We start from the raw sequence: 12,749 nt of genomic DNA on the forward strand, positions 1-12,749 counted from the left end.
CCATCGATATAAACAGAACGGCATTTCATATCAAGCATTTCATCTTCATTCACTTCGAACATCAGCATGGCACGGTTGTTTTTATAATCATTTTCGTTCTGATAGTAAGGAATTTCAGCGTAGGCTTCATACTTACCAGGCGGAAGGCCACTGATTTTAAATTGATAAGTAAAATCCTTTTTAGGGTCTACAGTTGGCATATTCACTTCAATAAAACGTTGACCTGTTGCAAATGCAGCATCCTGACGATTATAGATGACCGTTCCGTTTGGATCGAATCGAAGTTGATAATCGTCTCCTTCATTTGTTACATTTACGAGCCACACACGCATTTTATCTCGAGGAAGTCCTGTACCAGGTCTTGGAGAAACATCTACAGTGCCCGAATTCGGTGCACAACCTGCTTCACTTGTTACACATGGAGCAGAAATTTTCTTTGCAAGCTGATTGGTTACTGTAACAGGTATCGTAATCGGCATGTCAGGTTTAAATGATGGATTTCCCGCAATATCATTGAAATCGGGTTCGTTTGTATCTGTCGCAATTCCGCCATCTGCAGCGACTTCTTCTGCAAGATCTGGGTTATCCAAATATTCTGATCCAGGGTAGTCGTAGTTATTTAAAGCTGCTTCGTCAATATCATTTTCATCCTCTTTGATATACTTAGCAGGGTCAATATCACTACCATCAAGAGGTGCATCACCTGAAGCCTCTTGCACAATTTTCTTCGCGTCCATAGAAACGATGGCATCACCTGAGGGGACATAAGGGAATGTACAAAAAGAATAATTGTTAGCGAAATTCACTTCATTCGGTTCACCCGTATTTGCACCGTTTGTATAAGTTTTACCATTTCCGTAATTTATGTTCACTTTTAGTCGAATACGTCCTGTTTGTAAAACGGTTGGGTCTAAGTCACTTGTTGGTACAGTTAATTGTTCGTTTAAAACGGCTGGACCGTTCGTAGGCATCCATGTATTTGCTCTTATACCCGTATCTACTCTCATCATCCCGCCAGGAGGTCCGATAGGTTTTTTAGCCCACCACCAACCCCATTTATTTGGGTTTTGACCAGGTGGCATCACTCGATCCTGCCAAGCCCAGCTGACAGGCATTTGTGGGTATGCGTGAGTTACGTTTTTGGTCGTATATTTTACCCCGAATTTCACTTCTCGCCCGCCGATTAACGGATCGCCAAAATGAATAACCTGCCAAACTCCATTCTCATCTTTCATTTTCATATCCCATTCATTGCAGTTATTGTTAATGATGAAATCAGGAGGCGGAGGTGGAGTAATAGGAGGTGGAGTTCCTTTGCATTTTTTTCTAGGGTCAGTTTCGTTAATATCGTAACACACCTCTGGAACTGATGGCATCGTCGTCCAGGTGGAATACCAACCCGTGGTCTTATACATACGGAAAGTAAGAGGTTGATACTTATCAATTTTTTCATCCCTTAAAATAGGATCGATAGCATCCGCGTAATTACTTAAAAATCTCCCTTCCCAATTCCTTTTTGTATAATTATTCTTTGATCCAAAATCGCCGCGTGGCTCATCACTGTTACCGTAATATTTGTCATAGGCTCGATTGAGTTTGAAAATGCGGGCCCCGTTTTCAAATTGCGCTTCAGTCATATTTTTAGATATTTTTGATGCTTTAGGGGATTGCTTCACAGTGGCAAATTTACGCGTTTTAAGATATCCTTTACCGCCTCCTTCATCATCAGGAAAGGCCATATTGCTGTATAAAATTGCTTTGTTTACACCAAAATCTACCCCATTCACTTTCTTTGCTGAACCAATAGAATAACCGATGTAACGATAAGCGTCGCCTCTTTTGTTTTTTCCTGTCATCCCGTTTGTGAGATAAGAAGCATTCCCATACACAACCATACAACCATCATGCAGATACGTTTCATTGAGAGAGACTGGATTGCCGCTATTAATTCCGTCGATTGTGATTTTTTTCGGAATCCGCATTTCTGCTATTAGTTTATTAATATCAGGTTGAACATAATTTGCGGGACACAAGGTCCTTACAAACGCTTCACCAGGAAGAGCAGTGGTAAGTCCATTTGCATTTGTTGGAGTCACTGCATTTACAGGCGTTTGACTCAATCCAAAAGTTCCTAGAAAGACCGCTCCTGCAAGAAGAAGGCCTTTCGAGAACTTACTCATCATCGTCTTCTTCGTATTCATCGTCGTCTTCATACTCATCCTCTTCACGCTCCTTTCTCTTTTTCCAAATAAAGAACAGAAGAGCTGCGACTGGAAGAGCTAATAAAGCCCAATACCAACTGAATCCAGAGGAATTTGAAGTTGTTGTTTCAGAAGATTGGTCGAATTTGATATCGTACGCTGAAGCATTTACCGCTTTTGGAGGAGTTTGTTGATTCGAGGCAGATTGAGATTGGTTTTGATTAGGTGCTTGTCCAGAATTTGAATTCCCTTCAGATTGAATTTGTTGCTGCGTTTCTTTATTAACAAATTCGTCTATCAATTTTTGCTTTTGCTGTTTTCTTTTTTTGAGTTCATCATCACGACGGATCATTTCTTGATTTAGCGGAAATCCTTCGGATGGAGTTGGTTTCACTCCGAGAGATTTATCATAGAGTTCTAAGGCTTTCTCTCTTCGATCAAGTTCTGGGCTGTTTTCAACTATATCAGTTGGGTCCACTAGAATATCTTGTTTTGTATCATAGGCTTTTTTTCGTTCTTCTGGGCTCATTCGAAGCCATTTTTTTGCGTATTCAGCAGCATACTCACGAGAAATACGAATATCGTCTTCAATTTTCTTTTTCATTTGAGGTGTGGCGTTGAGCATCACGTAAGGATAGTCAATATGACGTTTTTCTTCGAGATGTTCTAATCGTTCGGGGAGGTTTAGCACGACATAAGCAGCAGTCAGTTGTTTTTTCGCTTCAAGAAGAGGATTGGGTTTCCCCACTACCTTTTTTGCAACTTCGATAGGAAGTCGAATGAATTTGCTGTATTGACGACCATCGTTCCCTTGATAATAACGGATGATATAACCTTGTTTATATTCTTCTTTAATGAGAGTTAACTTCCACTCCCCTTGTTGGGTTTGATTTAATTGATTAGGGTTCGGAACACTCGAACTTGGCACAGCAGCACCATTATTTCCAGTTCCATTATTTCCGTTTAAACCAGCATTGTTCGCTGGAACAGAACCTGATATACCATTCGTTCCATTGTAGAGTTTTTGTCCATTTTGAATTGTTCCGTTACCAGTACTAGAACCACTAAACCCTCCGTTCGGATTGTTTGAGCCGCTTTTGTTTGAACCAGAACCTGAGGAATTTTGAGCACCTCCAGCACTCGTTCCAGTATACGGATTTGAGTATTGAGAAGAACTCGGTGTATTTGAATTACTCCAAGTGGACGGATCAGCTGGGTTGTAGTTACTATAATTTTCTGGAACATAAAAAACAGGCGGAGCTTCTGGAGCTGGAGCCGAAGCTAAAACATTTATAGGAGATAACATCATACTCCCAGCTAAAACAGAAACTAGTAATTTTCGTTTCATTTTTTCACCCCTTTCATATCTTTCGTACTTTATAGCTTAAAAGTAAGTTTTTTGTTCGATTTCAAGAAAAAATTTCTCCCATTTATAGAAAAAAGGTTTATATTCATTGGAAATAAATAGATAGAAATATATATAATGAAATGGTTGATTATAAAGTTATTTACCGAGTTATCACAAAGGGGGTATTTGGATGAAATTTAAAAAGAAGTTTGGAGCATTAATAGCCGCAACAGTTGCCCTTAGTATGGTATTTGCTGGGGTACAAGCAAACGCCGCGCCAAAAAAAGCACCCGCTAAGCCTGCGGCTGTAAATTATTATGCAGCATTTGCAGTAAACGGCATCACATTACAAATGACACCACAGCAAGTGATTGGGAAAATCGGAAAGCCAGGTTTAGCCTATACAGATTCGCAACAGGAACTTCATTATGTTTATAAAAACGATCCAAAAAAATTTATGAATGTAGGTTTCAGAAATGGAAAAGCTGTAACCATCTATGTATACGGACCTGGGATTTCTATTGCAGGTATTGCTCCTAAAATGACTACAAGCCAAGCAAAAGTCGCTATTCAAAAAAATAAGGCTAAATACCGCATTAACGAAGTCTCTTATGTTAATACAGGTATTGATGCTCGTGTCGTTGTAAATGGAGCAACAAAACTCGTACTCGGTGGTCAAATCAACGAAAAAGTGAATAACCTTATGAATGTAAGTATCTTTGACTATACAAACGATATAAAAAATCGCTTAATTTCGCCCGACCCAATGTACAATACATTCAATCGTTACAACAACTTAAACTTTAATGTCCGTTCCACTATAGATAAAGGACAAGCTAAATATGTATTTGAACTTATTAATATGGAACGAAAAAACCGCGGGTTGCAACCTTTACAGTGGGATACAAAAATGAGTGAAAACAATCAATTATATGCCGCTGAAATGGCAAAATTCTTCCCTTACGTACCAGCGTATAAGGCGAATATGACAGCTCGTGATTTAGTTGAAGGTCTTCCAGGCACAAAAAGCTATGAGCAAATTTCAAAGGAGAGAAACTATACTCCTAAAATCAAAGGTAAATGGTTTACAAGATATGCACTTACTCCAGGTTTGTTTTATAACGAATCATTAAAAAATAACTTTGATGTTTTAAGTCGAAAAGATATTACTCACGTAGGCGTTGGCCTTGTTCGTGATTGCTACGTTGTAACCTATTACTAAAACAATTTAACCCGTGCAGAAAGATGTACGGGTTTTTCTTTGTTTTATATCTTTTTAACGTTTTTATTTATTTTTTAAGCTGCGTATTTCATAGGCAAACCACCTATGAAATCCTCATGCGTCGCCTACCCTATTTATTATTGGACGTTCTCTTATTTTAAAGAAGGAATGCTATTAAAATATGTAGCAAGCTCCGCTGTTTTATGTACCGTTCATAGCTTTTAAAACGGAAAATGGTATAAATGTATGGAAAGAAAAAAACCTTGGCGCAAGCGCCTCAAAACCGTTAAAAGATCTCCCCTTTAAAAGGAAGAGCAGACCTTCTTTCCACCAAGCAAAAGTCCATACGGTATGAACACAAACGCTTTTATTGTTTTTTAGGCGGCTATCAGCCGCCTTTCTTTTTTATAGAAGGCAAGATTTTTCAGCCCCTGGGGGCGGCGAAGCGGGGAAGTGGAGCGCAGCGGAACCAATCTTTTATGTTTTGGATTTGCTGCTTAAAATACATACCGAAGGGCTTTTAAATGACTCCTTTTTAAATACCTAACCCCCACCAGTTGTCCAATTTTCGAAAAAAGTTAATCGCACTAAAGAAAAAGTTGCTATTTAAACACGTAAAAACAACATGCCGAAGGCTTTTAAATGACTCCTTTTACAAAGGGGTATGACCCTGCCATTTGTCCAATTTTCGAAAAAAGGTATCAACGTTACCGAAATAATAAGCATACACCTATAAAACTTACCAATGTAATAATTATTAACTGTATAAAAAAGCATAACATATAGGTTAATCGAACAAAGTGATAATGTATTTTACTGTGCTATAAATCTTTAAAAACAAAAGAGTAAAATGGACATAAAAAGACTTAAAGAACAACTGCTATAAAAAATGGCCAAAAAACGGCCTTCAACCCTTGTGGCTCTAAGTCTGGGGCAAAGGCTACGAAACGACCAAAAGTGGGGGGGTCAAAGGCTACGAAAACGACCTAAATCGGGGGGGTCAAAGGCTACGAAACGACACTTTTTGAAAATGTAATTACTTAATTCCAACTTCTATTCGTTTCATTCAACATTATTGTTGAGACACAGAACGGAGGTCAAAGGCTACAAAACGACACTTTTATATGTAAATATACCTAAATAATATAGTTCAATCATACTAAAAGCCTTTGTTTTTCTTTCTTAATACGAAAGAAACCAAAGGCTACGAAACGACACTTTTTCGAAAAGAATTTTTCCTCATCAATCCCGATCAGCCCTTATACCATCTGTTTTTTTAGGTTTTTTTAAGCAGAAGTCAAAGGCTACGAAACGACACTTTTTGTATGCATCTATTATGGTACTATTTTCATACGAACCTTTATTTATGTGTACTTGTAGAGAGAAAAGTCAGAGGCTACGAAACGACACTTTTTGAAAACACCTTATTTCCGTTGTTCGTTATGAATCCTTATATTATCTGGTTTTCTTCTGCTTTCAATTCGAATGTCGGAGGCTACAAAACAACACTTTTCAATCGGATATGAAAAAAGACGCTTATGCGCCTTCTTTATCTTGCTTACTTGTTGATTTAACCTTGGTTGAACTTTTCTTTTTAAGTTTCTTTTTCTTAATCCCGTTTTGAACAATCCCCTTTTCTTTCTCTAGGAATTGACCTATCAGGAACATAGAGTACGCATCTGGGTTTTGCAAACGGCTAAAAACAATAGGATTTAGTATTATTTTTAGTTTGTCTCCTTTTCCGTCTGTTTTTATTGCATTTGCTTCTTCTAGAACTTCTAATCTTTTTCTAGCTGTTCTTAGATTTACTTGCAGAATATCCGCAAACCCCTGGAGTCCTATGTGTTGAATTGGTTTATACGTCTGTTCCATAAACACACGATTCCATGATTGTTTCTTGTTTCTCCGAAGATCTTCGTTCGCATTTAAACACAAGTAGTAACTTTGGTAGTGAAAATTAGCTAGTAATTTGTACAGTGCGCCTCGATGTTCCATATCCAAACGCTTAAATATTCGCATCGCATGCGTATGATACATTTTCACAAAAGGTGTCTTTTTTTGTTCTGCGTCCATTTCTCCCATCAAGTGGAATTCAGGACTGATTCTGAAAATCTTAATGTTTACTACTTTTTCTTTCCCTATATCTTTACCATTTTTTACTTGGCTGATTGTTTTCATATCCTCTTTGATTATTATTCCTAATTCAACTAATTTATCAAAAAGCTGACGGGCTTTCTCTCTGCTGATGCCTAGAGCTTCGATAATTTCTTCTCGACTCATAGGTTTATCATCTTTTTCCAAGAGGCCATCGCTATTCATATTAATATGAATGCAAAGTGTGAGCAAACAACCCGCTTCAAATTCAGTCAAAAAATCTCTTGTTTTCTCAACTGAATTGAGGAAACTAACTACATATCGTTGATTTCTATGAAGACCCATACGTTTTCTTCTAAGAAATGCATCAATTGCTTTTCGAGCATCTGGTGGGATATATTTCAGAGTCCCTGGACCAAACATCGAATTTAAAGTTGTATGAAGTCCAATCAGTAAATTTTCTCTTATAGCATCGGCGATTTCTACTACTCTATCCTTTGGAATAGAATACTCGTCAAGTATCTGGTATAACTCATCTTTTTCTAACTTTTTATCTTTCTTCATTTCTTTATCCCCTCCTCACGTAAGGAAGAGCAAAAAAAATATAATTAAAAAAGGATTCAATTGATATATTGAGAAAATAATAAGTGAAAGTGTTTCATTTTTCATATCCCCAAGGATGCCGCCCCGCAGCGGCATTCTTTTTTTGCTCTATCATTTATATACTTGCTTGGATTTTGCTACTTTCCTCTTTCTGTAAACCTTGTTGTCAGCTAATTTATACTACAAAAATATAAATTTTGATAATTTTTTGCGGGTTTTTTTGCCCGTTCAACCGAATTCGGCTATAACAGAGTGGATTGGAGGGAGATGAGATGACAAAAGAGAAAATGAAGAAGTTTTTACGGGTTCTGAAAACAAGAAATATCCGAGATCAACTGCTAGTTCTATTTATGCTAGCCAACCCTCGTCTGAAAATAAATGCGCTGCTCAATCTTCGCATTTGCGATATACATGAGGAGATGTTGCAGGATCGATTATTACAAGAAGCATGGAAGGTATTGTTCCAAACGAAAGAAAAAAATGAATATAAAGAGTTGGTTTTTCAAAAAGGACACAAAAAAGGACACCCTTTAGAAAGATCTGCCGTGAGATATGTCATCGATTGTTGTTTAGAAGAAGCCGATATTGAGGATAAAATAGGTTGGCCAGCTCTTCGAGAATACTATCGGGTGGTTAAAAATGAGGTGTAGAAAGATCTGATGAGAATGGAGTTTGAGTTTGTTGACGTTCATGGTGATATCAATATTCGCGGAAGAAAGGAACGGTTATGCGGTACAAAATAAATAAAGAGGGTTAGGAATATCATTCCTGCCCTCTTTTTCTTTCTGAATCCGCGAGCAATGCTCTAGCCCGTTCTCGGACAGCATCTCGACGTTTCTTCATTTCATGTTCATGCTTTCGCATCATTAGCCATAGCGGTTCCTTGAATATGTTGGGGAGTTTCTTTTGCTCTGTCATTCGACCTCTCCTCTATTGACGCAATATTCTTATATATATTTTACTTGTTCATTAGCCATTTGACGAGCAGCATTAAAAGTCCCAATGGTTTACTTTTTTTCTTATTAATTCTGTAGTGATTGCAATTAATAAAAATAAAAAAAGAGCCGCTATTCTGCGATGGCTCTGATTTCTACGCCCGTTTCCATTAAAACACGAAGAGGGGCAGCGGTTCTTAACCATTCAATTAGTTGCCACCTAGGCTCTTCCTCGAGGAGGAAATACATACATTCGCCGTCCATTACTAGAGGATTACCACTTTCATATTCGTATTTATAGTCGTCTTCATCCATTTCGCAAAACGGGCAGGTTTTAATCCCATTATGTGTAATTTGAACTTTCCAAATATCATCTTTTCGTGGAGATAAAACCAATGTGAAATCTACATTTTCCATTTTTATATTTATATAAATATCAGGGTAAAATTCTAAATCGCCATGGTATATCTTTTCTAAAATATACATTTGCTCACTCATTAAGAATACACCCCTTTCCTATCTTAATGGGTTCGAAAAGAATAAGGATAGTCCTTCGCTGACATAAGATAGTGTTCAGTGAACCTGTTCATTGACCCGTGTATCTTATATTTTTCATGTACACTTTTAATAAAAACATTTTATGTACACACGTAATTTATACATATAAGTAAACATTAAAAGTCCTAATGTTTTCAATTGTTTTCGTATGTTTACATTGAATACAAATGAGATATTTCGTCTATGCTAAGATGGAACAAAAAATGAAGCAAGGAGGATGAAGGTGATTCCATATCTCTGTATTTTCGAATATGAACCAAAAGAGGTAACACTGTATGACGATGGAAGTGTGGGATTTGAGTTTAGGAAGAAAACTCGAGGAACCACACATATAGAAATAGCTCACGTAGTTATTTCTTTGGATACAAAAAAAGAAAATGCGCTAGAATGGGATTTTTCATACTTCAAACACGGGGATGAATTTAGTGTGGAAAAGGTTGAGCATGCACCACATTGGTTCCAAGCGTTAATCGGAAGATTGAATGATGAACTTTCCTTTCACCGCACTTGTGCTGTCAACAGCGATTCAATCGCAGAGTATCATAAAAAAATGATAAAAATACAAGAAGAAGCCCAGAAGAAATATGCTTATCTGGAGGAATACCCTACGTACGATTACAGTTAAGTTACATAACGCATCTATTGTAAACAAAAAAGCAGCTATATTAGCCACTTTTTAGCATTATATCGTGATTCGTTACCAAAACGAGAAGGTTAATCCCTCAAATCGCGCGGGAACTTCTCCCACTTCCCCTTTCTGTATCTGGTTTTCTTCTCAGCGGCCGCTCTTTCTCTAGTCACTTTTCTTGCTTTCTCCCAAATGTATTTATTTACGATAGGAGGAAAAATATTTTCTGGAACGACAGAATTCCCTTCGTTGTCAGTTCGGTACCTTAACCCCGCATAAGATATGTTTTGTACCACATGCTTGATCGCTGTATGCGACCATTTCTTCCCTCTTTTCGATGGAATCCTCTCTTGATTCAAAAACTGTGCAATCCAATGAGGAGAATGTCCATGGCCATAACGGGTAAATATTTCTTTTACAACGTTAGCTTCAATTTGGTGAATAACAAGTTTTCCATCTTGCACTCGATAACCGTATGGCAACTCTCCTCGTACATAACTCACTGTTTTTTCTTTTTTCAAACACGTTTCTTTCTGTGAACGCGCTTTTTTGGTTTTGGCCACGCGGTTTATATGATGAAAAGAAGTTAGAACTTTTAAGGTTTCTTTTCCTTGATCGGTTCCAGTGTCAAAATTTTCTTCAATTGCGATGAATGAAATTTCCCTTGGGATTATTTCGTTCTGTATAAAGTCTAAAAAGGCATTTTGTTTAGTGAAAATTCGACTCAAGCGGTCAACAATCATAGCTTCTATATCATCGTTCTTTGATAAAAACGTTAGCATTTCTTGATATCCATTCCGATTTATGTCTTTTCCGTTATTTCCTTTATCTTCGAAAATGGCACAGAGCTCATATTCTGCAACTGCACAATATCTCTCTATTGATTCTCTTTGTTTATTTAAATGTTTTTTTCCTTCCCTTTCACTAATGCGTATGTAACCAACCACTTTTTTGTTTTCCCTCATATATCTCCCTCCTTTTTAGCGCAGCTACTATAAATCCAGCTCTTCAAGTGTTTTTCTTGTATCTATCAAACGAATCCCATCTGGATATTTCATTAAATATGTTAGACGAGTATCTGGATGCGAAAATACTGCTTGAAGTAGTTGTTTTTTGTTTTTGCTCAAAATGTCACAACGATGGGAAAAAGTACCTTCGACGTGGAAATTACAAAAAGGACAAGGGCCAGACAAAGGTGAATTAAAATGCTCTTCCCCTCGATAGACTTCATTTTGAACAGAAGTGAGCCAGGTTCCATTTACACTTTGGTAAATACTTAAGCGAAAAATTGAATCGGGATCATCTTTTGTTATAAAATTAATCTCTCCTTCGCCCTTCAACTCAATAAATTGACCGTTTTTTAATGGCATTTCATCTGAACTTTGATATCTGTATTGATTTATCTCTACTTTTTCTATATTGAAATTATTTAATTTATCTTTATCAAACTTAATCTTTTTCGAACCCTCTTTGATTATTTCCGCTTTTTTCTTCTCTTTATACTCATCCGTCATTCTAACTAATTGTTCCATATCTTCCCCTTCTATACTGTGCGAATAATATGGTTTTGACGGACGACGACCTGTCCCCCACGGATTAAAATAATAATTAAACCTGGTCTTTCTGGTCTTCATATCCTTAAAAAGGTGTTCTATAGTTTTTTCTCTTCTTTCTCTTTCTCTTTTTGTTTTTGCTTTCGATATGTCTTCAAATCTCCAAATGGTATCAAAGTGATCAAAGAAAACATATGGATGACTTGTTTTCTCGACTTCGTGGGTAACTGTCACCTTTATTTTTTTCTTATTTCTTGTATATATAATCGCCTCGTTATCGCTTTTTTGTACAAACACTTTATATCCCCCCTTTTTTGGACATAGCAGGAGCGCCAGTTAATTCCCTGACGCTCAGTTTCTGTTACAGATTTAATTCTTCACGCGTTTTTCTGTTGTCTACTAAACGGATCCCTTCTGGAAATTGCATGAGAAGCGACAGGCGAGTATCTACGAATGATAAGATTGCATCAATGACCTGCTTTTTGTTATTTCTTAACACTTCACATTCATGGAATTGATTTTTTACGTCCTCTTCCACAGAACAAAAAGGGCAAGGTCCATCCAATAGCGGTCTATAAGACTCTTCAACTCTTGTAAGTTCATCCCGAATAAAAGTGAACCAAGTTCCGTTTTTACTTTGATATATCCTGAAATAATACAGGGAATTCGGATCATGATCGGTTTTAAAATTTAATACCTTATCATTAATTAAATCAATGCTTTGATTATGTTCTGACCAAACACTTCCACTGTTTTCTAACCAGACCTGATCAAGACCTCCGCCTTCTGGGTCTTCAATTATTACTTTGTTTACACGAATATCATTTAGTTTGTCTTTGTTGAGCTTAATAGTTTTTAGTTTTTCTTTGTATGCTTTCTTTCTTTTTGCGTTTTTTATTTTCTTCAGCATAAATAACACTTGGGCCATATCTTCCATTTCGATAATGGTCAAGGAAGAAGTATCGAAGGGTTCTGGCCAAGCCCACGGATCGAAATCACGGCGGAATTCTAATTCCCCTCTAATACTTTCCATATCTTCAGCGAAGAACTGAGGAGCACGCCATCCTTCTTGACCTTCAAATATTACAAGGGTCTTCCCATAGTCATTAATAGCAAAATTTTTATATCCGTAACGGTCGCCATTTTCGACGATACGCACTGTAATTTTCTTTTTTCCTCTTGTATAAATGACCGCTTCTTTATCGTTTTTTTGCACAAACACTTTATATCTCCCCTTTTTTGAACATAACAGGAGCGCCAGGGAATCACCCGCTGACGTTCGGTTTGCTGTTTATTCCAAGTTAAACACAATCTCATTAGATTGATTCATATAATACCTCCAGCTCTGTTTTCCTCTTCTCTAGGTTCTCTATCAGCTTCCTCCTGGTATTCTGCGAAAGTCGTTAAAATACTTAAAGTCATTTTTCCAACTGGGGTAGTTGTATCGAAAGGTTCCATAACGCTTGAGAATTGGATATCATTTGGAATGAGGTTTGTTTGAACGAATTTTAATGAATTTAATAAGTTTTGGTGGATGCGATCAAATCGTAAAACTACAACAGCTCCAACTTCATCTTTATGCTCATTTAAATAAGAAATCATCGTCT

At 37.1% G+C, this 12,749-nt stretch carries 12 protein-coding genes; 3 read left to right on the forward strand and 9 right to left on the reverse strand.

Annotated elements, in window-relative coordinates:
- Both MBEAL2_RS18270 and MBEAL2_RS18275 read right to left on the reverse strand, forming a co-directional pair.
- The coding region (locus tag MBEAL2_RS18270) for a hypothetical protein (RefSeq protein ID WP_047153715.1) at nucleotides 1–2,213 on the reverse strand (2,213 nt) is incomplete at its 3' end.
- A complete protein-coding gene (locus MBEAL2_RS18275) occupies nucleotides 2,173–3,549 on the reverse strand; it encodes a hypothetical protein (protein ID WP_047153716.1) in 1,377 nt (458 codons plus the stop codon). The genes MBEAL2_RS18275 and MBEAL2_RS18270, both read right to left, overlap by 41 nt.
- 190 nt (nucleotides 3,550–3,739) lie before the next feature.
- Between MBEAL2_RS18275 and MBEAL2_RS18280 the strand changes: the two genes are divergently transcribed.
- On the forward strand, nucleotides 3,740–4,771 hold the full coding sequence (locus tag MBEAL2_RS18280; protein WP_047153717.1) for a CAP domain-containing protein: 1,032 nt from the start codon (nucleotides 3,740–3,742) through the stop codon (nucleotides 4,769–4,771).
- Between the two features lie 1,536 nt (nucleotides 4,772–6,307).
- Here the strand turns inward: MBEAL2_RS18280 and MBEAL2_RS18285 are convergent.
- A complete protein-coding gene (locus tag MBEAL2_RS18285; RefSeq protein ID WP_047153718.1) occupies nucleotides 6,308–7,429 on the reverse strand; it encodes a hypothetical protein in 1,122 nt (373 codons plus the stop codon).
- A gap of 311 nt (nucleotides 7,430–7,740) precedes the next feature.
- Between MBEAL2_RS18285 and MBEAL2_RS18290 the strand changes: the two genes are divergently transcribed.
- Nucleotides 7,741–8,118 carry a site-specific integrase gene (locus MBEAL2_RS18290; RefSeq protein ID WP_047153719.1) on the forward strand — a complete coding sequence of 126 codons (378 nt, stop codon included), beginning with the start codon at nucleotides 7,741–7,743 and terminating at the stop codon, nucleotides 8,116–8,118.
- A gap of 112 nt (nucleotides 8,119–8,230) precedes the next feature.
- On the opposite strand, the gene MBEAL2_RS31885 is transcribed toward MBEAL2_RS18290, so the two are convergent.
- Both MBEAL2_RS31885 and MBEAL2_RS18295 read right to left on the reverse strand, forming a co-directional pair.
- Nucleotides 8,231–8,386, reverse strand: coding sequence for a hypothetical protein (locus MBEAL2_RS31885; RefSeq protein WP_161798239.1), 156 nt, complete (start codon nucleotides 8,384–8,386; stop codon nucleotides 8,231–8,233).
- A gap of 149 nt (nucleotides 8,387–8,535) precedes the next feature.
- Entirely contained in the window at nucleotides 8,536–8,901 is a 366-nt protein-coding gene (locus MBEAL2_RS18295; RefSeq protein ID WP_047153720.1) for a hypothetical protein, read from the reverse strand.
- A 283-nt stretch (nucleotides 8,902–9,184) separates the two neighbouring features.
- Here MBEAL2_RS18295 and MBEAL2_RS18300 point away from each other — a divergent pair, with 283 nt between their 5' ends.
- Nucleotides 9,185–9,586, forward strand: coding sequence for a hypothetical protein (locus MBEAL2_RS18300; RefSeq protein WP_047153721.1), 402 nt, complete (start codon nucleotides 9,185–9,187; stop codon nucleotides 9,584–9,586).
- Nucleotides 9,587–9,675: 89 nt separating this feature from the next.
- Here the strand turns inward: MBEAL2_RS18300 and MBEAL2_RS18305 are convergent, their stop codons facing one another.
- The 4 genes from MBEAL2_RS18305 to MBEAL2_RS29470 form a co-directional block, all read right to left on the reverse strand.
- On the reverse strand, nucleotides 9,676–10,554 hold the full coding sequence (locus MBEAL2_RS18305) for a recombinase family protein (protein WP_047153722.1): 879 nt from the start codon (nucleotides 10,552–10,554) through the stop codon (nucleotides 9,676–9,678).
- Nucleotides 10,555–10,581: 27 nt separating this feature from the next.
- Nucleotides 10,582–11,439: a hypothetical protein gene (locus MBEAL2_RS18310; protein ID WP_047153723.1), complete on the reverse strand. Its 858-nt coding sequence runs from the start codon at nucleotides 11,437–11,439 to the stop codon at nucleotides 10,582–10,584.
- A 64-nt stretch (nucleotides 11,440–11,503) separates the two neighbouring features.
- A complete protein-coding gene (locus MBEAL2_RS18315) occupies nucleotides 11,504–12,364 on the reverse strand; it encodes a hypothetical protein (RefSeq protein WP_047153724.1) in 861 nt (286 codons plus the stop codon).
- Between the two features lie 104 nt (nucleotides 12,365–12,468).
- Nucleotides 12,469–12,744 (reverse strand): recombinase family protein, encoded by a 276-nt coding sequence (locus tag MBEAL2_RS29470; RefSeq protein WP_052947818.1) that lies wholly within the window; start codon nucleotides 12,742–12,744, stop codon nucleotides 12,469–12,471.
- Nucleotides 12,745–12,749 lie beyond the last annotated feature (5 nt).

Origin of the sequence: Aneurinibacillus tyrosinisolvens, from assembly GCF_001015055.1 — a bacterium.
Taxonomy (GTDB): Bacteria; Bacillota; Bacilli; order Aneurinibacillales; family Aneurinibacillaceae; genus Aneurinibacillus_A; species Aneurinibacillus_A tyrosinisolvens.